At 70.4% G+C, this 23,437-nt stretch carries 20 protein-coding genes, 1 tRNA gene, 1 other RNA gene and 1 pseudogene; 9 read left to right on the top strand and 14 right to left on the bottom strand.

Going from position 1 to position 23,437, the window contains the following annotated elements; all coding sequences use genetic code 11:
* Nucleotides 1-121: 121 nt before the first annotated feature.
* From ACIPAE_RS11095 to ffs, 8 genes are all read right to left on the bottom strand, one after another.
* Nucleotides 122-1,561: a hypothetical protein gene (locus tag ACIPAE_RS11095; RefSeq protein ID WP_402444402.1), complete on the bottom strand. Its 1,440-nt coding sequence runs from the start codon at nucleotides 1,559-1,561 to the stop codon at nucleotides 122-124.
* The gene (locus tag ACIPAE_RS11090) at nucleotides 1,558-2,214 is read right to left on the bottom strand and encodes a SigE family RNA polymerase sigma factor (RefSeq protein WP_329367568.1); all 657 of its coding nucleotides are present in this window, start codon (nucleotides 2,212-2,214) and stop codon (nucleotides 1,558-1,560) included. The genes ACIPAE_RS11095 and ACIPAE_RS11090 overlap by 4 nt, the downstream gene beginning before the upstream one ends.
* Nucleotides 2,215-2,696: 482 nt before the next feature.
* The gene (locus ACIPAE_RS11085; protein WP_328465980.1) at nucleotides 2,697-3,971 is read right to left on the bottom strand and encodes an aspartate kinase; all 1,275 of its coding nucleotides are present in this window, start codon (nucleotides 3,969-3,971) and stop codon (nucleotides 2,697-2,699) included.
* Nucleotides 3,972-4,180: 209 nt separating this feature from the next.
* A complete protein-coding gene (locus ACIPAE_RS11080) occupies nucleotides 4,181-4,852 on the bottom strand; it encodes a DUF5063 domain-containing protein (protein WP_329374168.1) in 672 nt (223 codons plus the stop codon).
* Nucleotides 4,853-5,015: 163 nt separating this feature from the next.
* On the bottom strand, nucleotides 5,016-5,615 hold the full coding sequence (gene recR / locus ACIPAE_RS11075; protein ID WP_328465981.1) for a recombination mediator RecR: 600 nt from the start codon (nucleotides 5,613-5,615) through the stop codon (nucleotides 5,016-5,018).
* A gap of 227 nt (nucleotides 5,616-5,842) precedes the next feature.
* Entirely contained in the window at nucleotides 5,843-6,178 is a 336-nt protein-coding gene (locus ACIPAE_RS11070; RefSeq protein ID WP_103890964.1) for a YbaB/EbfC family nucleoid-associated protein, read from the bottom strand.
* Between the two features lie 289 nt (nucleotides 6,179-6,467).
* The gene (locus ACIPAE_RS11065) at nucleotides 6,468-8,975 is read right to left on the bottom strand and encodes a DNA polymerase III subunit gamma and tau (RefSeq protein WP_402444399.1); all 2,508 of its coding nucleotides are present in this window, start codon (nucleotides 8,973-8,975) and stop codon (nucleotides 6,468-6,470) included.
* 163 nt (nucleotides 8,976-9,138) lie between these two features.
* An RNA gene (gene ffs, locus ACIPAE_RS11060) (signal recognition particle sRNA small type) lies at nucleotides 9,139-9,235 on the bottom strand.
* A gap of 72 nt (nucleotides 9,236-9,307) precedes the next feature.
* On the opposite strand from ffs, the gene ACIPAE_RS11055 reads away from it, so the two are divergent.
* Nucleotides 9,308-9,395: transfer RNA gene (locus ACIPAE_RS11055), tRNA-Ser, on the top strand.
* 219 nt (nucleotides 9,396-9,614) lie between these two features.
* On the opposite strand, the gene ACIPAE_RS11050 is transcribed toward ACIPAE_RS11055, so the two are convergent.
* Nucleotides 9,615-10,367 (bottom strand): hypothetical protein, encoded by a 753-nt coding sequence (locus tag ACIPAE_RS11050; protein ID WP_329367561.1) that lies wholly within the window; start codon nucleotides 10,365-10,367, stop codon nucleotides 9,615-9,617.
* Nucleotides 10,368-10,516: 149 nt separating this feature from the next.
* Nucleotides 10,517-10,892, bottom strand: a pseudogene (locus ACIPAE_RS11045) (hypothetical protein).
* 84 nt (nucleotides 10,893-10,976) lie between these two features.
* Here ACIPAE_RS11045 and ACIPAE_RS11040 point away from each other — a divergent pair.
* Nucleotides 10,977-12,011: a phosphotransferase enzyme family protein gene (locus ACIPAE_RS11040; RefSeq protein ID WP_402444396.1), complete on the top strand. Its 1,035-nt coding sequence runs from the start codon at nucleotides 10,977-10,979 to the stop codon at nucleotides 12,009-12,011.
* Nucleotides 12,012-12,016: 5 nt separating this feature from the next.
* Here the strand turns inward: ACIPAE_RS11040 and ACIPAE_RS11035 are convergent, their stop codons facing one another.
* Nucleotides 12,017-13,387 (bottom strand): sporulation protein, encoded by a 1,371-nt coding sequence (locus ACIPAE_RS11035; protein WP_402444394.1) that lies wholly within the window; start codon nucleotides 13,385-13,387, stop codon nucleotides 12,017-12,019.
* Nucleotides 13,388-13,614: 227 nt separating this feature from the next.
* Between ACIPAE_RS11035 and ACIPAE_RS11030 the strand changes: the two genes are divergently transcribed.
* From ACIPAE_RS11030 to murF, 6 genes are all read left to right on the top strand, one after another.
* Nucleotides 13,615-14,160, top strand: a complete 546-nt coding sequence (locus ACIPAE_RS11030; RefSeq protein ID WP_402444392.1) for an ATP-binding protein — start codon at nucleotides 13,615-13,617, stop codon at nucleotides 14,158-14,160.
* 98 nt (nucleotides 14,161-14,258) lie between these two features.
* Entirely contained in the window at nucleotides 14,259-14,798 is a 540-nt protein-coding gene (locus tag ACIPAE_RS11025) for a DUF6907 domain-containing protein (RefSeq protein ID WP_402444391.1), read from the top strand.
* A 63-nt stretch (nucleotides 14,799-14,861) separates the two neighbouring features.
* The gene (dapF, locus tag ACIPAE_RS11020) at nucleotides 14,862-15,650 is read left to right on the top strand and encodes a diaminopimelate epimerase (RefSeq protein ID WP_402444389.1); all 789 of its coding nucleotides are present in this window, start codon (nucleotides 14,862-14,864) and stop codon (nucleotides 15,648-15,650) included.
* Entirely contained in the window at nucleotides 15,647-16,744 is a 1,098-nt protein-coding gene (locus ACIPAE_RS11015; protein WP_329367550.1) for an ATP-grasp domain-containing protein, read from the top strand. Before dapF ends, ACIPAE_RS11015 begins: the two co-directional genes overlap by 4 nt.
* Before the next feature lie 43 nt (nucleotides 16,745-16,787).
* Nucleotides 16,788-17,372, top strand: coding sequence for a C39 family peptidase (locus ACIPAE_RS11010; protein WP_402444386.1), 585 nt, complete (start codon nucleotides 16,788-16,790; stop codon nucleotides 17,370-17,372).
* A complete protein-coding gene (murF, locus tag ACIPAE_RS11005) occupies nucleotides 17,369-18,769 on the top strand; it encodes a UDP-N-acetylmuramoyl-tripeptide--D-alanyl-D-alanine ligase (RefSeq protein WP_402444384.1) in 1,401 nt (466 codons plus the stop codon). Before ACIPAE_RS11010 ends, murF begins: the two co-directional genes overlap by 4 nt.
* Before the next feature lie 119 nt (nucleotides 18,770-18,888).
* Here murF and ACIPAE_RS11000 read toward each other — a convergent pair whose 3' ends face one another.
* From ACIPAE_RS11000 to ACIPAE_RS10990, 3 genes are read right to left on the bottom strand one after another with little or no spacing between them, the layout of a single operon-like run.
* Complete coding sequence (locus ACIPAE_RS11000) at nucleotides 18,889-19,554, bottom strand: hypothetical protein (protein ID WP_402444382.1); 666 nt, start codon at nucleotides 19,552-19,554, stop codon at nucleotides 18,889-18,891.
* Between the two features lie 35 nt (nucleotides 19,555-19,589).
* Complete coding sequence (locus tag ACIPAE_RS10995; RefSeq protein WP_402444380.1) at nucleotides 19,590-20,522, bottom strand: hypothetical protein; 933 nt, start codon at nucleotides 20,520-20,522, stop codon at nucleotides 19,590-19,592.
* Nucleotides 20,519-22,276 (bottom strand): hypothetical protein, encoded by a 1,758-nt coding sequence (locus ACIPAE_RS10990; protein ID WP_402444378.1) that lies wholly within the window; start codon nucleotides 22,274-22,276, stop codon nucleotides 20,519-20,521. The genes ACIPAE_RS10995 and ACIPAE_RS10990 overlap by 4 nt, the downstream gene beginning before the upstream one ends.
* Nucleotides 22,277-22,362: 86 nt before the next feature.
* Between ACIPAE_RS10990 and ACIPAE_RS10985 the strand changes: the two genes are divergently transcribed.
* Entirely contained in the window at nucleotides 22,363-23,085 is a 723-nt protein-coding gene (locus ACIPAE_RS10985; RefSeq protein WP_402444376.1) for an NUDIX hydrolase, read from the top strand.
* Nucleotides 23,086-23,437 lie beyond the last annotated feature (352 nt).

Raw genomic sequence — 23,437 nt, 5'->3', positions numbered from 1 at the left:
CTTCCGGTCCAGCGCCCCGGTCCAGCGCCCCGGTCCGGGGGTCCCGGCCGGCGCTCCGGCCCACGCGTGATCCGCGCCCCCGGCCCACGTACGCGGGCCGCGGGGGCTGGGGGCGCCGCGGCTACGGCGCGGTGGCGAGCGCCTCCGCTATCGGAGGCGTCGTGTAGACGGTGCCCGCGCAGGCACCCTGGATGACCGGGCCGGCGACGACAGGCGCGCCCGCCGCCGGGGTGTGGTCCAAGGTGACGCTGGCCGGCGCGGAGGTGGGCGGAACGCCGCCGGCCGGCTGGACGTTGCCGCTCGACGAGTCCGAGCCGGAGTCCGTGCCCTGGTCGCTGCCGTCCGAACCGGTCGAGGACGGTGTCGGCGTCGAGGAGGTGGGCGGGGTCGTGGTGGCGACGCAGCCGGTCGTCCCCGAGGTGGGCACCCAGGCGAAGGCGACCTCGTAGTCCTGGCCGGGGCCGAGCACGATCGGGGTCTCGGCCATGACGGCGGGCAGGCCCGTCGCCGGGTCGCCCTGGGTGTGGCCGACGACCTGGATGGCGGCCTGCTCGGCGGAGCCGTGCGCCACGGCACGGATGACGCCGCCGCTGGGCACCGTGCACGGGGTGTCGGAGACGTTGGCCACCCGGAACCAGCCGTAGACGCGGCCGTCGGCGTCGGGGCTGTCGGCCTCGCTGAGGCCCTGGCCGAGCTGGGCACTGGAGCAGTCGGGCGCCGGGGCTCCGCTGCCGGACGGAGTGCTGCGGGGGCCGGTGGGCGTACCGGCGGGCGGGCGGTCCTTGTCGGGCCGGTGGGTGGCCTTGCCGGACGGGTCCGCGGCGTCGCCCTTGCGGTGACCGCCGGCGTCGGGGGTGACCGTGTACGAGCTGCCGACGCCGACCTGCGCGGCGGTGGTGTGCCCCGACCTGCCCGCGACCCGGACGACGGCGGGCACCGCAAGGCCCACGAGGATGACAGCCGCGACGGCACCGAGCACCGCCTGGCGACGGCGCTGGCGGCGCAGCGGTACGGCCCGCCGCAGGTGTTCCAGCGCGTCAGGGGAGGCGTGCAGCCCGTCGACGGCCTGGTGCATGAGGGCACGCAGCGAGGCTTCGTCGGAGGTCAGGTCGTCCAGGTCGGTGGCGCCGCTGAGGGGCGTCACGTCGTGCATGATCGGTTCGCCGACGGGATCGGCGTGGCCGGACACCGCACGGACGGGAGCCGTCGGCTCGTCGGCACCCGCGTCGGTGGAGCCCGCGTCGGTGGAGCCCGCATCCGCGGAACCCGAGTCGTCGGCAACCCCAGCCGCATCCGCATCCGTATCCGCCGAACCTGACGCCGCGGAACCCGAGTCGTCGGCGTCCGCCGCGCCAGGGGACGCCGGTTCGGCCGGCGTCGGCGGTTCCTGCTGCGCGGGCGCCTCGTCCCGCGTCTCGTCCTGCGGCGGCTCGTGCGGCTCGTGCGGGTCGTGCGGGGCTCGGGGGGTCTGCTCGTCCATCTCGGGTGCGTCGTCGGGGCCTTCGGGGCCGTGGGTGCCAGTGGGGCCGTTGGGGCCCTGGGGGTCGTGTGGAGGTCTCATGACGTCGCCTCCATCGCGACGCGCAGCGCCGCAAGACCACGCGAACCGTACGCCTTCACCGAGCCCAGGGAAATCCCCAGGGTCTCCGCGACCTGCGCCTCGGTCATGTCGACGAAGTAGCGCAGCACGAGGACCTCGCGCTGGCGGCGCTGGAGTTTGCGCATCGCCGCCTTGAGCTGGTCGCGCTCCAGGATCTCGTACGCGCCCTCCTCCGCGCTGGCCATGTCCGGCATCGGCTTGGCCAGCAGCTTGAGGCCGAGGATGCGCCGACGCAGCGCCGAGCGGGAGAGGTTGACCACGGTCTGCCGCAGATAGGCGAGGGTCTTCTCGGGGTCGCGGACGCGGCTGCGGGCCGAGTGCACCCGGATGAACGCCTCCTGGACGACGTCCTCGCAGGAGGCGGTGTCGTCCAGCAGCAGCGCGGCCAGCCCGAGCAGCGAGCGGTAGTGGGCGCGGTAGGTCTCGGTGAGGTGGTCCACGGTGGTGCCGACGGCCATCGCCCCTTCAGCGCCGTCGTGGTTCGCGCCGGCCACCCGCACCGGCCAGGGCGCGATCACCGGCAGACCGCCGGTCGCCGTACGCGAGGGCCGCGGAGGCGCGATCGTACCGCCACGCCGCCCGAATCCCGTCTCGATACCCCATGCCTCCGCCACGCCAGTTGGACACGCATCCCCCCGCGAGGGTTGTACGCGCAAGGCACTTCGCTCGACGGAGTGCCACATATCGCCATGCGTACCAGCTCTTCCTCAATGCCGCGCAATGCCCCACCTGCACCGACCGCCCCCGGGTCGGCGCTCGGTGTGCACCACCCTAGGGGAGCCCTGTGAGCCCCGTGGGCGTGCGTTGACACAAAGACGCTCCCCCACGGCCATCGGTTGCGGCCGAGGGGGAGCGAATGTCCGACGTCGCGGGCAACGGCCCGCCGAGCAGCCGCCCGGCTTGGCCGTGTTTTGGAAGTCCCGCCTGGCCCGTGGCGCCTGGCACGCACGCTCGCTTCGTTGTCGGGCTTGTCCGAGTAGGCCCACTACGAGGACAACCCTCCGCCTTGCGATCGCACGCACCAGACGCCACGGGCCCCGCCCTTTGGGCGGACGGCGCTACTTCCAAAACACGGCCTAGCCGTTCACCAGCACGTTCAGCGGCCGGTGCCGCCGTAGACGACCGCCTCGTCGCTGTCGCTGTCCAGCCCGAACGCCGAGTGCACCGCCTGCACGGCCGGCTTCACGTCGTCGATCCGGGTGACCACGGAGATCCGGATCTCCGAGGTCGAGATCAGCTCGATGTTCACCCCAGCGTTGGACAGCGCCTCGAAGAAGGTCGCGGTCACCCCCGGGTTGGTCTTCATCCCGGCCCCGACCAGCGAGAGCTTGCCGATCTGGTCGTCGTAGCGCAGGGAGTCGAAGGCGATCACCGTCTGCGCCTTGGTGAGCGCCTCGATCGCCTTGTGCCCCTCGGCCTTCGGCAGGGTGAAGGAGATGTCGGTGAGCCCGGTGGCCGCGGCCGACACGTTCTGCACCACCATGTCGATGTTGATCTCGGCGTCCGCGATCGCCCGGAAGATCGTCGCGGCCTCGCCCGGCTTGTCCGGTACCCCGACCACGGTGATCTTCGCCTCGGTCGTGTCGTGCGAAACGCCGGAGATGATCGCCTGCTCCATCGGCCTGTCTCCTTGGGGTGGTTCGTTGCTGACCCAGGTGCCCGGAAGCCCGGAGAACGAGGAACGGACGTGGATCGGGATGTTGTAGCGGCGGGCGTACTCCACGCAGCGGTGCAGCAGCACCTTCGAGCCGGAGCTGGCCAGCTCCAGCATGTCCTCGAAGGCGATCCAGTCCATCTTGCGGGCCGTCTTCACCACCCGCGGGTCGGCGGTGAACACCCCGTCGACGTCCGTGTAGATCTCGCACACCTCGGCGTCCAGCGCGGCGGCCAGCGCCACCGCGGTGGTGTCCGAGCCGCCCCGCCCCAGCGTGGTGATGTCCTTCTTGTCCTGCGACACACCCTGGAACCCGGCCACGATCGCGATGTTGCCCTCGTCGAGCGCGGTCCGGATACGGCCCGGCGTCACATCGATGATCCGCGCCTTGTTGTGCACCGAGTCGGTGATCACGCCGGCCTGGCTGCCGGTGAAGGACTGCGCCTCATGGCCGAGGTTCTTGATCGCCATCGCCAGCAGCGCCATCGAGATGCGCTCACCGGCGGTCAGCAGCATGTCGAACTCGCGGCCGGACGGGATCGGTGAGATCTGCTCGGCGAGATCGATCAGTTCGTCGGTCGTGTCGCCCATCGCCGACACCACGACGACCACGCGGTGGCCGGCCTTCTTGGTGTCCACGATTCGGCGGGCGACCCGCTTGATGCCTTCGGCATCGGCGACTGAGGAGCCGCCGTACTTCTGCACGACAAGGCCCACGTGCGCTCCTCGCTCAGGGTGGATCAAGGGTGAATGCGGTCGGCCCATTTTAACGAGCCGCCCGCGACCGCCCCGCCCTTATCACATGCTGAGACACAGGGTTCACCAGGTGATCACCGCCATACGGAGGCGGGCGAGCACCGGGCGATCACCGCGCGCGACGGCGAGCACCGGGCGATCACCACGCGCACCGGGCGATCACCGGGTTTTCACTGCCGGCGGCGGCGCAACCCCATCGTGCCCAGCTCCGCCTCCATCACCCGGCCCGCCTCGCGCGCCAACTGCTCCTCGTCCTCGTCGCCGCCCGTGTCCAGGCCGTCCAGCTCGTCCAGCGGGCTGTCCTGACGTACGTGCGCCACCAGCGACTGGAGCGCGCGCAGCGACGCGCTGACCGTCAGCCCCCAGCTCGACAGGTAGGAGAACTGCCACCACCACAGCGCCTCGGACACCCGGCCGGCCCGGAAGTGCGTGAGGCCGTGGGCCAGGTTCGCCACCACGTCGGCCAGGTCGTCGGAGATCCGGCAGGCCACCGGCGTCGACCGCGGCACGTACGGGTCGAAGACCTCCGAGTACACGTCGATCGGCTCCAGCAGCGTGGCCAGCCGCTGCCGCAGGTCGTCCTCGTCCGGCTCAGGACCGGCGTCCGGTTCGTACCGCTCGTCCGGCACGATGTCCTCGTGCGCGCCGAGCCGCCCGCCGGCCAGCAGCAACTGGGAGACCTCCAGCAGCAGGTACGGCACCGCGCTGTCCGGGTCGTCGCCCTTGGCGACCTCGCGGACCGAGAGGATGAAGCTCTCGATCTGGTCGCTGATCTGGACGGCGAACTCGTCCGGTTCCTGCGGCTCCGGCGTCGGCCCCGGGGCGTCCGGCCGGCCCGGCAGGGCGCTCCCGCCCGCGGCACCGCTCCTGCCGGCGGCCGGGCCGCCCGCGCCCGTACCGCCCTTGCCCGCGGCTGCTTCCGCTCCCGCCACGTCCTTGCCCGCCACGCTCACGTTCCTGCCGCTCCCGCTCTTCCTCGCCCGCGCGTCCTCGTCCACCACGGCGTCAGACATCCAGCAACCGCCTCCCTTCGAAGGCCCGCCCCAGCGTGACCTCGTCCGCGTACTCCAAGTCGCCACCCACCGGGAGTCCACTGGCCAGTCGCGTGACGCGCAAACCCATGGGCTTCACCATGCGGGCCAGATACGTGGCCGTCGCCTCGCCTTCGAGGTTCGGGTCCGTGGCCAGGATCAGTTCGGTGACGGTGCCGTCGGCGAGGCGGGCGAGCAGTTCCCGTATCCGCAGATCGTCGGGGCCGACACCCTCGATCGGGCTGATCGCGCCGCCCAGTACGTGGTACCGCCCGCGGAACTCCCGGGTGCGCTCGACCGCCACCACGTCCTTGGGCTCCTCGACCACGCAGATCACCGCGGGGTCGCGCCGCGGGTCGCTGCACACCCGGCAGCGCTCCTCCTGCGCGACGTTCCCGCACACCGCGCAGAACCGCACCTTCGCCTTGACCTCGGAGAGCGTGTGCGCCAGCCGGCGTACGTCGGCCGGGTCGGCCTGCAGGATGTGGAAGGCGATCCGCTGCGCGCTCTTGGGCCCCACGCCCGGCAGCCTGCCCAGCTCGTCGATCAGGTCCTGCACCACGCCTTCGTACACGCCGTGCCTTCCTTCGGATCTTCGGGGCCCACGGAGCTTCTGGCCTGGGGGTCGGGGTTCGGGGGTGAGGGTCGGGGGGTGAGGGTCGGGAGCCGGGGATCGGGGTCCGGGGCGGGGAACCGCGGCCGGACCTTGAGCGCCGGACCGAGTCGAACGGGCCGAACCGGCAGAACCGGTCCAACCGGCCGAACCGGCAGAACGACGTCAGGCGGAGCGCCGGCTCAGGCTCAGAACGGCAGCCCGGGCATCCCGCCCAGCCCCTGGGCGAGCGGGCCGAGCTTGTCCTGCTGGAGCTTCTGCGCCGACTCGTTCGCGTGGTGCACCGCGGCGACCACCAGATCGGCGAGGGTCTCGGTGTCGTCGGGGTCGACCGCCTTCGGGTCGATGACCAGCCCGCGCAGTTCGCCCGCACCCGTCACCGTCGCCCGTACCAGGCCGCCGCCCGCCGAGCCCTCCACCGTCGTCTCGGCCAGCTCCTGCTGGGCCGCCGCGAGATCCTGCTGCATCTTCTGCGCCTGCTGGAGCAGCGCCTGCATGTTCGGCTGACCACCACCGGGGATCACGGAATCGCTCCTGCCTGTGCCGTCTGTTGTCTACGGGCCCTGCGAGTACTGCGGCTCTACGGGTTTTACGGGATTGCCGCGTGTTTTACGTGACAGGGCGAGCCTACGTGCTCGTACGGCCCAGCGCCCTACGCCGTACGGAGGATCGGCGCGGCGCGCACCCCTCCCCTGGTCGCACGCACCGCCGTACCCACGTCGCACCCGTGCCCATACGTGTACGCGGGCCGGTGCACGGGCTTCTGCGCGGGCCTGTGCGCGTACGCCCGCCGACGCCGGTGCGCACCCGCGCTCAGTCGTGGCTGATCTCCTCGATGACCGTCGCGCCGAGCCCCTTGATGAACAGGTCGTGGCCGCTGAGAGCCGGTGCCGAATCCACCAGTTCCGGGTCGTCCTCCTCGGGGATGTCGTCCTCGAGGGGCGGGGGTTCGGCGAAGGAGGAGCCGCCGGGGTACGGACGCGGGTCGCCCGCACCCGAACCCATGCCCGGGCCGGCGCCCTGGCCGCCGCCGGGGCCGGGCACGGCGGTGCCGCCCTGGCCCTCCCGGCGAGGGGCGGGCGGGGCGGCGGCGGGCGGGGCCGAGCCGTACGCGGAGGGCGCGCCGCCCTGGCCGTTCGGCTGCTGACCGGTGGGCGGTCGGCCGGGGCCTTGACCTGCCGGGCCCTGGCTCTGTCCTTGGCCTTGCCCCTGGCCTTGGCCCTGTGGCGGGCCGCCCGGGCCGCCGGGTGCCTGCGTCCGAGGGGGACCGCCGCGGCCGCCACCACCCCCGGGGCCGCCTCGCCCGCCGCCGTCGCTGCCGCCGCCACCCGGGTCGACCAGGGTCTCGATCTTCCACCTCGCCCCGGTCACCGCGCCGATCGCCTGCTTCAGCACGTCCTCGCTGTCGCCGTTGGCGAAGCTGTTGCGCGCGCCGAGGTTGTCGAAGCCGAGTTGCAGCGTCTCGCCGTCGAAGCCGACCACCCGGGCGTTGTTGAGCAGCAGAATCCAGGTGAGCCGGCGGTGCTTGACGGCCTCCAGGATCTGCGGCCACAGCTCGCGGACGCGGGAGGAGTCGCCGATGGGGCCGCTGGGCGCGGGGGTGGCCGCGGGGGCGGGCGGGGGCGCGGATGCTCCGGCCGGCGGGCCGGACGGGGGCTGGTGCGCCTGCTGGTGCGTCTGCTGGTGCGGAGGGTTCGGCTGGGACGGGCCGGCCGTGGTCGGCCACGCGCCCGGGCGCGGGGCCGGCGCGGGGGAGGTGGCGGGCGCACCCGGCGCGGCGGAGGTCGGCCACGCACCCGGGCGCGGGGCGGAGGAAGGGTCGGGGGCCGCGTCCCCGCTGTCCGGCACGGGCGGTGCCGGCGGTACGGGCGCGGGTGGCGGCGACGCGGGGGCCGCTGGGGCCGCGGGCTGCTGCTGCGCCTCCGGCGCGGGGGCGGGAGCCGCGGGTGCGTACGAAGGTGCGGGTGCGGGTGCCGCCGGGCCCGTTGCCGTACGGCCCAGTGCGGCCCTCGCCGCCGCCGGACCGGACGGGCCCGCGGGACCGCCGCCGTACGCCGGACCGCCACCCGGACCCGCGACACCGCCGGCCTGGGCCTCACCGGGCGCGTCACCGTAGCCGGGCCCGCCGCCGGGAGCCGTCGCGGCGTTCGCCGGGCCGCCGAGGCTGACCCCGCGCTCCAGCCGCTCCAGCCGCGCCTGCAACGAGCGTTCGTCCTCGTACGCGGCCGGGAGCAGCACCCGGGCGCAGATCAGCTCCAGTTGGAGCCGGGGCGAGGTCGCGCCGCGCATCTCCGTCAGTCCGGTGTTGACCAGGTCGGCCGCGCGGCTCAGCTCGGCGGCGCCGAAGACCGACGCCTGTGCCTGCATCCGCTCGACCACGTCCCGGGGCGCGTCGATCAGCCCCTTCTCCACCGCGTCCGGCACGGCCGCGATGATCACCAGGTCGCGCAGCCGCTCCAGCAGGTCCGTGACGAACCGGCGCGGGTCGTGCCCGCCCTCGATCACCCGGTCCACGATCCCGTAGACCGCCGCGCCGTCGCCCGACGCGAACGCGTCCACGACCTCGTCGAGCAGCGCCGCGTCCGTGTAACCGAGCAGCGCCGTCGCCATCGCGTACGTCACACCGTCGGTGCTCGCGCCCGCCAGCAACTGGTCCATCACCGACATCGAGTCCCGCACCGAGCCGGCCCCGGCGCGCACCACCAGCGGGTACACCCCGTCCTCGACCTGGATCGCCTCGTGCCCGCACACCTCGGCGAGGTAGTCCCGCAAGGTCCCCGGCGGCACCAGCCGGAACGGGTAGTGGTGCGTACGCGACCGGATCGTGCCGATGACCTTCTCCGGCTCGGTGGTCGCGAAGATGAACTTCAGGTGCTCCGGCGGCTCCTCGACCACCTTCAGCAGCGCGTTGAACCCCGCCGACGTGACCATGTGGGCCTCGTCGATGATGTAGATCTTGTACCGGCTGCCGGCAGGCCCGAAGAACGCCTTCTCGCGCAGATCGCGGGCGTCGTCCACACCGCCGTGCGACGCCGCGTCGATCTCGATCACGTCGATCGATCCCGGGCCGTTCCGCGCCAGGTCGCGGCACGACTGGCACTCCCCGCACGGAGTCGGCGTCGGTCCCTGCTCGCAGTTCAGGCAGCGCGCCAGAATCCGCGCGCTCGTCGTCTTCCCGCACCCCCGCGGGCCACTGAACAGGTACGCGTGATTGACCCGGTTGTTGCGCAGCGCCTGCTGCAACGGGTCGGTGACGTGCTCCTGCCCGATGACCTCGGCGAAGGTCTCCGGACGGTAGCGGCGATACAGAGCGAGTGACACGCCTCCGAGACTAGCCGGGCCCACCGACACCGCGCCCCACCCCGCGCCCCACCACGGGTCCGCCTCGGGTCTCACCCGAGTCCGACTGCGGTCCTGCCGCGGTCCGGCCGAGGTCTCGCCGCCCCGACACCGCCCCACCCGGACCCGAAAACGCCCCCAGGCATGCGAAGACCCCCCACGCACCCGCCAGAGCCCACTTACCCTTGCTGCCTTCCGGCCCTGGGGGAGTTCAGCGAGATAGCGCCACGTGAGGGGCTGCGCCCACCCTACCCCACCCCCCGCCCTCCGAACGAGTTCGCTCCCACCCCCCTCCACCCTGTAATGTCTCCCCCGGAGGATTCGCCTAGTGGCCTAGGGCGCACGCTTGGAAAGCGTGTTGGGGGCAACCCCTCACGAGTTCGAATCTCGTATCCTCCGCCAGTGCCTCACCGGGCACGACGTCGAAGGGCCCCGCCGCAAGGCGGGGCCCTTCGACGTTCACGGCCGCACACACGCCGGCCCTCACTCCACCGATGATCAAGATCCAGGCCGTATCCGCACGGATGCGGAGGCCCCGCTGCCGCGCGGTCGTGATCGCCGCCCGCCGCCGTTCCCGCAGCCGGGTACTGGCGTACGTCGCGACCCGGGCAGGTCGGTCATTCACCCGTTGCGGGAGTCTCCGCGCAGGGAGCGGGCCAGCTCGGCGACGTGCTGTGCCTGGGCGGCGGTGAGGCGTCGCAACTCCCACAGCAGCGCCGCGGCGTCCGCTCCCTCCGGAGACGGCAATGACACCTCGCCCAGATCGACCCCGGTGAACGCGGCAAGTTCGCGGGCGTCGATCCCCAGCAGGACGGCGAAGTCAGTGATCAGTCTGGGGGTGAGGTCCTTGCGACCGGAGCCGATCACGCCGTACGTGGCCGCCGACAGGTAGGTCGGCGTCACGAACGCCAGGGCGTGCGCCATGCCTGACCAGCCCAGGTTGCGGTAGCGGAGCATACGGATGACCTTGTTACCCGGCTCATCGACCAGAGGCGCGAGCCCTTTCGGCGTGAAGCCCCCAGTCCTTTCCTCCTGGGGCAGCGAACGGGCTACCCGAAGGGGTTCACCGCGCATCGACGCTGGGATACGCACCACGTCCAGCAGAGCATCCCGCGCCCACCGCTCCGCTCCAACGTCCAGCGGCGCCAGGTCGTCCGGGACCGCGAGCCCCGCAAGGATGAGCAGATCGACGGTGTGGAACCCCAGCGCGGGAGCGAGCCGCCGCAGCGGTCCCTCGCCGGGCGCCGCCCCAGCAATCACCGCTCGAACATCCTCTGCGCTCAGCCCAGCGCGATCCGCCAACTCTTCGACGCCAAGCTCTCGATGGTCCAGCACCCACGCCAGCCTCGCGCCGAACCCGACATGCTCCGCCACGCCTCTCAGCCTAATGACGAACGCATGTACGGAGTCATCGGTCGCCCGAATCCACCGTGGCCGGTGCTTTGACGCGCTGCCTCTCATGGTTGCGGTTGCGGTTCTTGTTGCGTTCGCTCGCGTCCAGGACTTTCCGCGACCCGGCCACGTCAGCGCTCCCAGTCCCGCGGGCCGGCCAGGCCCGTGGCGCGCAGGATGCGGTCTACGGTTTCCGCGAGGGTGCTGTCCGCGCCGATGACCGTCTCACCGCCACCCGGCAGCAGGTCGGCAGCGCGGTACCAGCCGCGCATCTCCGCCTCGCCGTACTCCCCCTCCTGCGGCTTCGTCGCGTGCCGGCGCAGCGTCTCCTCGAACGGCACGTCCAGGTAGTACGCGTACGTTCCGCCGCGGTGGTCGCCCGAACCCCGCCCGCAGCCCCGCCGCGACCGAGGACTTCCCCGACGCGCTGTTGCCCCGCACCACGACCAAGACTGTGTCACTGCTGCCCGTTCCCACCCCCGGCACGCTAACGGCCTGCACCGACAACGCCCGTGAGCAGCGGCGCGTCCACGAGTCGATCGTGCGCTTGGAGTTGTGCGGCCGAATGCCATCCATTGCTGTGAGGGCTCGATGACACGAGTCGGATACCGTCGGACGGGCAGGCAGAGACGGCACGCGATGATCTTTTCGTGTCGCCGACACCTCGCGGCACGTCATGGAACGAACCTGGAAAGTGGTGGCGGAATGCCGTCGTCCGAAGCCGCGCTCGGGCATGGGGGATTCACCTCGGCGCGAGCGCATCAGGTGGCGGCGGAGGCATGCCGCGCCGTGGGATTGGACGCTGACGGCGCCCGCCTGATCCGGCTCGGCGAGAACGCGTTGTTCCGGCTGGTCCGACGCCCGGTGATCGTACGGATCGCGCGCTCCGAGGAGTACCGGGAAGCGGCACTCCTGGAAGTGCGGGTCGCGCGGTGGCTCGCGGCCGAGGGGTTTCCCGCCGCGCGGATCGTGGAGGACGTCGAACAGGCCGTCGTGGTGTCCGGCCACCCGGTCACGTTCTGGCACCTGATCGAGGAAGGCGACCGGGAAGCGACGTACGGTGAGCTCGGCGCGGTGCTGCGCGACCTTCACGCGTTGCCGGTGCCCCGTGGCCTGGATCTGCCGCCGTTCGACGCTCTGGGCCGCTCGGCGCTGAGGATTGAGAGGGCCGTCGGTATCCCGGAGGAGGACCGCGACTTCCTGCGCAGACGCCGGGTCGAACTCAGCCGCCTGATGGCGAAGTTGGACTTCGAGCTACCCAGCGGCCCGGTTCACGGCGACGCCCACACGAACAACCTGATGGTCGATCCCCAGGGTCGTGTCCACTTGATCGACTTCGAGACCTTCTGCCGCGACCACGGTGAATGGGATCTCATGGTCGCGGCTCACGAGTACGACCGTCTCGGGTGGGTGTCCGACGAGCAGTACGCGGCGTTCAGTGGTGCGTACGGCCGTGATCTGCGGGAGTGGCCGGGCTTCGAGACGCTGTGCGCGATCCAGGAGTTCAAGATGACCACCTGGCTCATGCAGAACGTCCGGGAGAGCGCGGAGACCGCCGCGGAGTACGGCCGGCGCATCGCGTCGCTGCGGGATGACCACGCACCACGCAACTGGCAACCGGGGTGAGCCCGTTATTCGTCGTCCGGGTCGGCGAGTGCGAGCCGCACACGCTCGTTGAAGTCGCGCACGACGGCGTTCGACGCGTGCGGTGAGACTCTGCGCTGGAACTCGGCGACGTAGTGCCTGAATCGGGCAGACTGCACGGACTCCCCTTCCCGTACCGCCGTCGTGGCGGTGTCGACAGCGGCGTCCACGTCGCCGTTGAGGTACTGGCTCTGCGCGAGGACCATCCGGCAGAACGCGAGGGTGCGGGCGTACTGGGGCGCGGTCTTCTCGACGGCGAGTTGGGCGAACCGTAGGGAATCGGCGGGACGTTCGAGGTCGCGGAAGCAGTGCGAGAACTCGCCGATCAGCTCGGCCTCGTCGAAGTAGGCGAGCCAGTCCGGGTCGGTGGCGGATTCCGCCTGTTCGAAGTGGCGCTCCGCCTCGTTCATGGCACGCGAAGCCCCGACGAGGTCATGCGAGTTGGCCAGGGCACGCGCCTCATGGGCGGCGAACATGGCGCGGGCACGGGGAGTTGTTCTGTGGCGGCCTCCTTCGACAGCCGCACGCGCGAGCCGGGCGGCTCTCGGGCGTTTTCCAAGGTAGTTCGCCTGATGGCTCATGTTGGCGAGGATCGTGGCGCCCATCATGCGGTCGTCGGTGATCTGAGTGAGGCGGAGCGAGGCGAGCAGGTAGCGGTTGGCCAGGTGGTGGTTGCCGACGTCGTAGGCGGTCCACGCCAGGACTTCGCCCATCTCGGCCGCCGCGGTGAAGAGTGCCTGCCCGACCTTCTCGGAGTAGCCACCGTTCAGCAGTGGCAGGACCTCCTGGCGGAAGTAGTGGCGGAGCGCGGCATGGCCGTGGCCGCCGCCGAAAAGGAAGTCCAGCCGCATGAACATCGCGTTGGCCGTGCGTACGGCTGCCACATCCCGCATGCCGATGCGCCGGGACGCTGCTCCGCCGGTCGGCAACCCGTCCGGGCGCGAGACGATCCAGGACAGGACGGCGGAGTCGACCTCGTTGTCGCGCAGCAGCTCCTCGGCGGGCGGCTTCTCCTCCGGCCGGAGTTGCGTCAGGCCGTCGAGGACGCCGAGCGCGTCGGCGAGGGAGGCGGCGTAACTGGTTCCGATAGGTGCCGGCCTGATCGTAAGTCCGGCGAAACCGAGGTCGGAAGCGGTGATCCGGCGGCCTAGCTTGGCGCTGAGCGCTTCGGCCACGTAGGCCGCGTTGTCCGCCTGGATGCCGGCGCCGTCGAGCCAGCGCTGCACCGACACGTGCGTGGTACCGGCGCGTACTCCGTGTCGCATCGCGACATCGCGCACACGGCGGGCCAGGCCCTTGTTGGACGCGCCGGCCTCCGCCATCAGCATGGCAAGCCGGTGGTTGGGCTCTCTGTCCATGATCCCCCTGCCATCGAACGGTGACGGCACGTGGCAATGCTGTCACGCAGCGACGGCGCGCGGCAGGGGGTTCATCGGCGAACCCCGTCTCCGCGCCCTGAACCTCCCTGTGCACGCGAACTCCCCTATGGACGCTGCCGCTTGGCCTCGCACGGCCGTTGACTTGCGGATACGCCGAAGCGGCCGGACGCCGCCAGCGCCCGTCCCGTGAGCAAGGAGGTGAACCGATGGCTTCCGCAAGTCACCACAGCCGACTCGATCTGACCTGTGAGCCCAGTGCGGTCCCGCACGCCCGTCGCCATGCCCGCGACGTACTCCGCACGTGGGACGTGCCCGGTGACGTCCTGGACGACGCACTCGTCGTCGTGACCGAGCTGGCCGCCAACGCGGTCCGGCACGCGGGTGAGGGCAGCCGCGCCCCGGAGCAGGGCCTCGCAGCAGCACCCGTATGCGCCGTGGATCTGCGCACCCACGAGGAGTGCCTCTACGTGGCCGTGTACGACGAGAGCCGACGAGTTCCCGTGCTCCGGATTCCGTCCGACAAGGCGGAGAGCGGTCGGGGTCTGCACCTCGTCGCCGAGCTGAGCGGCGGCACGTGGGGGTTCCTCTACACCGCCGGCCCACCCGGAAAGTTGGTATGGGCGTGCTTGGCGCTTCCGTCGTCGTGGGTGAGGCCGCGTGCAGACGCGTGCGGAGGAGCACCTCACACGGCGCGGCCACGGGCCTTATCCCCGTGCTCGCTCTCCGGTGCGGTCACGGAAGTGAGCGCGTGAGCCCGCACTCGGACGTTGCAGCGGCTCTCACCCCGGACGTCCTGTCGCCACCGCCTCTCGGCATCGACCCGCGCACCACAGCAAGGAAGCGAACCACGATGACCACCGCCCCCGACCAACTCGCCGACGGTGCACACGAAGCCGACTTACAGCGCTCCGGTGCCGCGCGCCGCTGGCGGATCACGACCCTCGACGGCCAGACCACCGAAGGCCACCTCCCGTACTGGGCCACCGACGACCCCAGCGAGACCGGCATCCACCACACCGACCTGAAGGTCCGGTTGGCCGACATCACCCACCACTCCCCGCTCGCCGGCCAGACCCTCCGGGTCTACAGCCCCTCCCACCCCGGTGGCCGATCCGCCGATGTCGAGATCCTCCACGGCGGCATCGACTGCACTCCCTACGCCGAACCTCCCGACACCCGTGTGCCGGTGGTCAACATGCGTCTGACCGACGATTGCTGGATCACCGACCTCGATCCCGAAGCCCTCGCGTCGTTCTCCGCGCAACTACGCGCGCAGGCTGACCGCTTGGACGGTGAAGTTCTGCCCGCTCTGGTCGCCGCCCGCGCCGACTGGGCCGCCCACCACACGCCGACGGCGCCCTCGGCCACGTCGGACGCCGACCGGAGCTGAGTCCGAGCCAGCCGAACCGACGAGTCCCCTTCCGTACGAAAGCGGTGATTCCCCTTGCCCTTCTTGAAGCTCCACGGAGCCGGCAACGACTTCGTCCTCCTCTCCCGCCCCGACCCGGACGGCACCACGAACTGGACAGACACAGCACGGCACTTGTGCGCACGCCGGACCGGCATCGGAGCAGACGGCCTGGTGCTGACGGCCGTGACGTCCACCGACCCGCTCGTCCTCGACGTGACATGTCTCAACGCCGACGGCTCCGTCGCGACCATGTGCGGCAACGCCTTGCGGTGCGTCGCTTGGTGGGCCGCTGCGGAGTACGGCCGCCGGTCGGTGGAACTGGTGATGGACGGTGTGAAGCACCAGGCGCTGGTCGAGGACGACGAGGTGTGGGTCACGGCCGAGGTCGGCGAGACGGCGCTGCGACGTGTCGAGGGAGTCATCGACGGCCGGCCGTTCTGGTACGACGCCGCGCACACCGGTACCGAGCACGTCGTAGCGGTGGTCCCCGACGTCGACCGCGTCGACACCGACCGCTGCGGCCGGATGATGCGCCACCACCCGCAGCTCGCGCCGCTCGGCACGAACGTCAACTTCGTCCAGGTCACCGGTCCCGACGACCTGCGCATCCGCACCTACGAGCGCGGTGTGGAGGCCGAGACGCTCTCGTGCGGCAGCGGCGCGGTCGCGGCCGTGGTGATCGCCCGGCTGCGAGGGCTCGTCACCGACGGACAGGCCACTGTCCACAACCGCTCGGAAACACCGCTGCGGGTGCGTCCGCATGCCGAGCGCCACAGCACCTTCTGGGTCGGCGGCCCCGTCACCCAGGTCTACCGAGGAGAACTCACATGACCCCGTTGATCGACTTCCGTGACCGCGCGGCGGTGCGCCGAGAACTCAGCACTTTACGGAAGTGGCAGGACGGTCTCGCCGCACCGCTCAAAGTGGCGATGGTCTACGGCGGGCTGTCCGCCGAGGACCGCCTCTACCTCGCCGAGAGCCCCGTCGAGCAGCGCTCCGACACCGCGCTGCTCCGCTCGCTCGCCGCGATCGGCGCGGACGTCACCGTCCTCGACCCGTGCGACGCCGGCTTCGTACGCTCCCTGCCCGCCTTCGACGTCGCGCTGCCGAACCTGCACGGGCCGTACGGGGAAGACGGCCGGTTGCAGGGGCTCCTCGACTACCTGCGCGTCCCGGTGTGCGGAAGCGACGTCGCCGCGTCGGCGGTGGCGGCGGACAAGGCTCTGTGCAAGCGGTTCATGCGCGGGCTGGGCGTTCCGACGCCGTCCTGGCACACCTGGAGGCCGGGCCAGAAGCTCAAGTGGGCGGGCGCCACGGTGATGGTCAAGCCCGCTCTCGGCGGGTCCAGCGTGGGAATGCGGCTGGTCCGGCAGGAGAGCAAACTCGCCGAGGCGTTGGAGTACGCGTGGTCGTGCGACCCCTCGCAGGTCCTGGTTGAGGAGTACGTCTACGGGCGGTCCGTGACCGTCGGAGCACTGCAACTGCCCGGCGGGCTCCTGCTCTTCCCGCCGCTGGCAACCGAGGTGGCCGACGCGGAGTTCTACGACGCCGCCGCCAAGCTTGACGCCGGCGCCACCGGGGGCGTGACCGTAGGGCCCGCGGACCTACCCGCATCCGTCGAGGCCGAGGTGCTTCGGCACGCGCGGGCGTTGTGGGACGGGCTGGGCTGCCGCGGCTGGGCCAGGATCGACTTCCTCGTCACCAAGGTGGGGCAGCCGTACGCGCTGGAGGTCAACACCACCCCCGGCATGTCCGTCGGATCGAACTTCGCCGTCGGCGCCGAGGCGTGCGGGCTGCGCCATGCGGATGCCGTCCGGGCCGTCCTCCGTGAGGCGCTGACCCGCCGCCCGTACGATGTGCCCCTGCCCACTCCCGCGCTGGGTACCGAGGACGCCGAGGACCGCACCCGGGAGCCTGCCGTCTGATTCGCCGCCGGGAGTAAGCGTGCCGCACGTCCACCAAGTGCCCATGTGCCGCCAACTCATCACCCCGCAGGAGTGGGAGGAGCACGGCGGGTGGGCGCTCGGCGACCGCGAGGAGTGGTCGGACCGGGCGTGCGGCATGGCCTGCCTGCGGATGATCCTGCTCGCATACGGCCGTCCGGCGCCGACCGTCACCGAACTGCTGAAGCTCGCCGTCAAGCACGAGATCATGACCCCGCGCGGCGCCGCGCACGAGGGACTCGCCGACCTCGCCGCGTCCTACGGTGTCCCGGGCCGGCCCGAGCCCGTCGCGGCAGAGGACCTTCCCGAACGGCTCGCCGCCGGACCGCTGATCATCTCGATCACCAGCCAGTTTCCCGAAGACGGCCGCCGGGGCGGCCACTTGGTCATCGCCCGCGGATACGAAGACAGCGGCGACGCCGGCACCGGTCCGCTGATCCTCACCCGCGACCCTTCCCTCTGGGGCCAGACCCACGACCGCCTGCCCCTGACTCGGGTAGCGGCCTCGTACACCGGCCGCGCGATCACCTTCCCGCCCCTGCACCGATTCCCGGCCGCCACCGAACAGACCGAAGACGCCCCACCGCACGAGAGGACCGCCACCACGTGATCACGCTGACGCTCGCCGAGATCGCCGACGCCACCGGGGGAACCGTCCACGACACACCCGACCCCGAACAGGTGCTGGTCACCGCCCCGAGCGCCAGCGACTCCCGCGACGTCCACGCCGGCGGCATGTTCGTCGCCGTATCGGGAGCACGGGTGGACGGGCACGACTACGTCCCCCAGGCGATCGCCGCCGGCGCCTCCTGCGTCCTGGCCACCCGCCCCGTCGGCGCACCCGCCGTCGTCGTGGACGACGTCACCAACGCCCTCGGTCAGCTGGCCCAGCACGCGCTGACCCGTACCGGCGCGCAGATCGTCGCCCTGACCGGCTCCGCCGGAAAGACCACGACCAAAGACCTTCTCGCCCAGGTCCTGGCCCGCCACGGCTCAACCGTCGCCACCCCCGGCAGCTTCAACTCCGAGATCGGGCTGCCGCTGACCGTCCTGCGCGCCGACGACACCACCCGGTATCTGGTGCTGGAGATGGGCGCCCGCCACCGCGGCGACATCGCCTACCTCACCGGCCTCACCCCACCCCGCATCGGCATCGTCCTCAACGTCGGCTCCGCCCACGTCGGCGAGTTCGGCAGCCGCCAGGCCATCGCCGAAGCCAAGAGCGAACTCGTCCAAGCACTTCCACCAGCGTCGGAGGGCGGCGTCGCCATCCTGAACGCGGACGACGAGCTGGTCGCCGCCATGGCCGACCGCACCAAAGCCGCCGTGACCTACTACGGCACCTCCCCGACCGCCACCATCCGCGCCACCGACATCCACCTCACCGCCGGCCGCGCCGCCTTCCACCTCCACACCCCCGACGCCACCGCCCCCGTCACCCTCCAACTCCTCGGCGCCCACCAAGTCCACAACGCCTTGGCCGTGGCAGCCGCCGCCCACAGCCTGGGCATGGCCACGGATGCCATCGCCAAGGCATTGAGCGCCGCCGCCCCCATCTCCGCCGGCCGCCTCCAAATCCTCGAACGCCCCGACGGCACCACCATCATCAACGACGCCTTCAACGCCAACACCGAATCCACCCGGGCGGGCCTGGAAACCCTCGCCGCCCTCGCCCAGGGCCGCCGCACCATCGCCGTCCTCGGCGAAATGAAGGAACTCGGCGACACCGCCGTCGAAGCCCACCAAACCATCGGCCGCCTCGTCGCAGACCTCGGCATCCACACCCTCGTCACGGTCGGCACATCCCCCGAGACCACCGCCCTCACCGAAGCCGCCCGCACCACCAACCCCACCCTGACAACCGCCACAGCGGACAACGCCGACACCCTCCAGAACACCCTCACCCCCCTCCTCACCCCGGGCGACGTCATCCTCATCAAAGCCAGCCGCTCCGTCGGCCTCGAACACTTCGCCGACACCCTGCAGACAGATCAACCTCGCGTCTAATGGCATCAGCGTGGGACCCGGCCCCGATCTTTTACCCCAAGGGCGAAACGCCGGCCGGGCCGCTCTCGACCAATGGTTTGCCATCGCACCTCTACTCATGATGGCTACAAAGAAGTACTTCAGGAACGAGGCAATGGGCGTACGGGGGAACTGTGCGTCCATGCGATGTCGAACTGCTGGAGGGCGATGGAGTAGAGCAGGCCGGGAGCCCGGACGTACAGACAGGGCGAGTTCCTGCCGTGTGCGGAGCTGCTGTAGAAGGTCAGGAATGCGGCTCGGTCTGTCGCGATGACGCGGCAGGTGTTGGGCAGGTTGAACTCACGGAGTTCGACATTTCCTCGCGTGGATGTGGCATGGGTGAGGTAGTCCATGTTCGTCCGCACCTGGCCTCTGAGCAGGCTCTGGGTGTACCCGGGGTCGAACCGCTCCACGTCTTGCGAGCGCTTGTCGAGCCAGGAGTTCTGCCCTGCCTGGGAGTCGGGAAGCAGGACTTGGACGGAGTCGGGTGACAACTCACCGGACCACACCGGGGAGAACACCTCGCGCGTGAGCACGTTGCCACGTCCCGCCAGGACCTTGATCCAGCGGGCGTCGTCGAGGTCGCGTGCGACGTCCCGCTCTGCGGACGCTTGTCGGCGGTAGACACGGCGGAGGCCGGTGCCGGTGAACGAGGAGCAGGCGGCGATCAGCCACCACAGCGGACGTGAGCCCCGGAGGAGGCCGAGCCCGAGAGCGATCGCGCTGGCCGCCAGTGAACTGACTATCCCGAGGAGGAAGGGGGTCATGCGAACCATCTCCTGTGACTGCGTGACGTCGCTGGTCAGGACAGCGGTGAGCAGATGAAGGGAAGGAGTTCGCGCAGGACGTGCGCGGCGTTCCGAGCCGCAAGTTCGTGATATCCATGGCCCTTCTTCTCGTCGGCGTTATCGGACACGCCTCTGATGACGATCCAGCCGGGGTTCTCCGCACCGCGGACAGAGTGCTCCTGCCAGTACTGGCTGAGCCCTCCGGCTTCCATGTCCACGGCCAGGATTTTCTCGTGGTAGCCCTTGAGGTAGCGTCGGATCTCGCTGTCCCGGTCTGCGATGACGGCTTCGCCCGACCCGATCAGTCCCTGGTGGACGTCGAATGCCTCTGGGGTGCTCGAACTAAGCCGGCGGCTCAGGTGTGCCGGCATTCCGTTCTCCGCGAAGAAGGCGTTGACGGCGTGGACGACCGGGGCGGGCGCCTGACGGTGCTCTCCGCGGCGCCGGACGTCACCGTGCGGGTTGATCTTGCGGTTCTCGTAGTAGACGACGTCAGTGGAGACGATGACGTTGCCGATGCGGGCTCGCTCGGTGTCGATGCCACCGCCCACGCCAACCATGGCCCATAGCCGCGGTGCGTAGTGGCGGTTCAGGTTTTCCAGGGCTCCCATCGCCGACCGCTGGCCCTGGCTCTGGCTCTGGGTAGCCACGATACGAACGGTCGCGTCCGGAGTGATGAGACTGCCCCGGTAGAAGTAAAGGCCCCCCGGTTCCTTGTGGCGCCGCAGGCCGAACTCGTCTATCACGGAGCGTAATTCCTCGCTAAGGATGGTGACCACCCCAATGTCCCATGCAGACGTGGACTCGGTTTCACTTCTGTCGCCGCTCGCGGATGGGCCGACGGCAGCAGAGGCGGCACTCCCGAGAATCTTGGCGTGTTCTCCGATCGCGTTGTTGCTGAAGTTGTTGTTGTTCCCGTTGCTGATGATGCCTCGGTTACCGGTCACTGATTTCCTCCTGCACTCGAGTTGCCGGAGCCCGCGGGCTGATTCCCCGAGACACCGACGTGGGCCGCGTCACCCACCGCGTTGTTGTTGAAGCTGTTGTTGTCACCGAAATTGAAGATCCCGCTGTTGATGATTTTCATGGCACGGTTGGTGAACTCGGATATGTCCACATCCTTGGTGGACAGGAAGTCACTGGCGGCCCGGAGTAACCTCAGCTCGATCGTCTTCATCTGGCCCAGGATGTCGCCCTTCTCCAACTGCACCTTGGACCACGCCTGACTCGACGTCTCTCTTATGCTCACCCGGCTTCCTATCAACAGATTGCGTCTCGGCTCGCTGGTGAGGTCGCGGGGGAGCACGGCGGCCTTTCCCAGGGCGCGGAGGTGGCGGACGATTCGCCACGACTTCTGGATCTCCTGCGGCAGCGTGCTCAGTTCGCGGAACGCGGACCAGACCACGGCCGTGGCGCCGTGCTGACCGAATTCCCCAGTCCGTTGGAAGGAGCGTGGCGTGTGGGCCAGAACACAGGCCGCCATGGAGATACTCAAGGTCCTCCCCTGGACGCCGACGCGCAGCAGGACAGTCGCAACGTATTCCGACCCGGCCATGGGGGTGGTGACTTCGAGAAAGTGGTGCCGCCTGGCTGCCGGGGTGTTGTTGATGACGGATCGCAACTCCGCGCCATCCAGGGGGCGGGCGAGGAGGGACGGATCCGCCGCCACATCGGTCTCGGCCACGTAAACGCGGTCGCGGACTTGGGCAGGAAGCCGGACGTCTTGGTTGTCGGTATCGAGCAGCCGCACCGCATTGCGCAAGTAGTCGACCAGTTCGTGCGTCTGGAAAGGCGGTTCCTGGTGTTCGAGGTCATGGAGCTGTGCGCCGTCGTCGTCGCTCGGGCGCAACAACTGGATGCTCATCGGGGGGTTCCACTGATAGACGAGTTCACCGGCCCCGATGAAGGGTGATCTGTCTCCGAAGAGCGTAAAGAAGGCGGGGTCCTCCTCCTCATCTTCGTCGTCCTCGCTGTGGCGGGGCCGGCGGTAGACCACGCAGGCGTGCCGCTGCTGGAGGTCCGCGACCCGCTGCCGGCCGGACAGGCGTGCGGGCCTAAGGCTCCGTGTCCGGTGGATGCGGTTGAGCATCAGCTGCCGCGTGGCGCCGACCCCGAGGCACATGACCGCCACGCCCGCGGCGACGGCCAGGGCCGCCAGTGCCTGGCCCGGATCGGCGACAGCGACGGCCGCGCCGGTCGCGGTCACCGAGAACGCGACGACACGGATCCGCCGGAACACGGGCGGCTTTTCGGTCTTCCTCCAGGGAAAGAGCGAACCGAGGAAGTCACCACTGATGATCGCGAGTTCCCATTTGCGACGTTTCGATGTCCTCTTCGGCCGTCTCTCCCGATCGGCCTCTCGCAGCGCCCTCATGATGCGCAGGAGCCAGAGCAGGGCGAGGCCGCACCCGACGAGGACGGCGCACGGCAGGGCACCGTCCAGGACCGGGATTGCCACCGCTCCTACCAGAGTCAAGCGGAGGACCGTGGACAGGGCTGCGGCCCGCCAGGCGTGGTGCATGACGGGGACTATGTCGAACCCGTAAGAGGGGGCGACCCTCCGGTACGGGGCAGTGCACACCTCGTCGATCACAAGGTCGCGGAACCGTTCATCGACGTATACACCCGCGCATAAGTGGCGGGTGGCTGCGGTGGGTTCGCCGACCGATTCCTTGGCCGGCAGTGCACGTGCGCTGATCATGATGTGCCCCTACCTCGCAGAGTTAAGGTCCATGAGACCATAAGTGCGCAGGCGTCTTTAAGTCAATATGACCTTTAGGGGTTCCGATGAACGACCAGCTGAAGGGCTCCGCCAAAGTAGAGCCCTCCTGGGTGACCGTGGACTTGGCGATCTTCACCGTCAGGAGTGACCGGTTGATGGTGCTCCTGATCGATCGTGGGCGGGAGCCGTACCTCGGCCGAGCCGCGCTGCCCGGCGGCTACGTCCGGAAGGACGAGACCCTGCGCGCAGGAGCCCTGCGCGAACTCCAGGAGGAGGCCGGGATCGACGGCAACCGGCTTCACCTGGAGCAACTCGGCGCCTACGGGGATCCGCCACGCGACCCGAGAGGACGCGTCGTCACCGTCGCCTATCTCGCCCTGGGGCCGGACCTTCCCGTGCCCGTGGGCGGCACCGACGCCGAACGCGCTTACTGGGCGCCGGTGTCAGAACTCACGAGCGCCACCGGCCAACTCGCCTTCGACCACGCCGGCATCCTCGCGGACGCCCTGGAGGAGGTCCGCAGGAAGCTGGAGTACACCGCCATCGCGACGGCCTTCTGCGGGGAGTCATTCGCGTTGAGCGAGCTGCGAACGATCTACGAGGTGATCTGGGGGCAGCCCCTCGACCCGAGCAACTTCCGCCGCAAGGTGCTCAATACCAAGGGCTTCGTGCGGCCCACCGGGGAACGGCGGTTGCCCCCCACCGGCCGCCCTGCCGCCCTCTACACCCGGGGGGCCGCGTGGATGCTCAGCCCGCCTCTGCTACGGAATGGTGGGCACAGCGCATAGATCCGCCGCGAGCATGATCCCGTGCCTGCGGTTAGCGCATCGGTGGGTCTACGGGCTGCCCCGAACCAGGGGGACGATGTGGTCCCCGCGTTCCGCGGAGTTGCAGTTCGGGTTGCATTCAGCACCGTCCAGCACCGTCCGTGCGCTCTCGAAACCGTCACCGTTCCACAGGTCAGGACGCTGACGGACTGCGTCGGACAGCCGCACGAACAGTTGGAAAGCGGGGGCAACCCCTCACGAGTTCGAATCTCGTATCCTCCGCCAGTGCCTCACCGGGCACAACGTCGTGGGGGGCCCCGGGGGGGGCCCGGGGGCCCCCGCGGGGTGGGGGGGCCCCGGGCGGCGCCCCCCC

It is taken from the genome of Streptomyces sp. NPDC087270 (assembly GCF_044744625.1).
In the GTDB taxonomy this organism is placed as follows: Bacteria; Actinomycetota; Actinomycetes; order Streptomycetales; family Streptomycetaceae; genus Actinacidiphila.
This window is presented reverse-complemented; position numbering and strand designations above follow the sequence as displayed.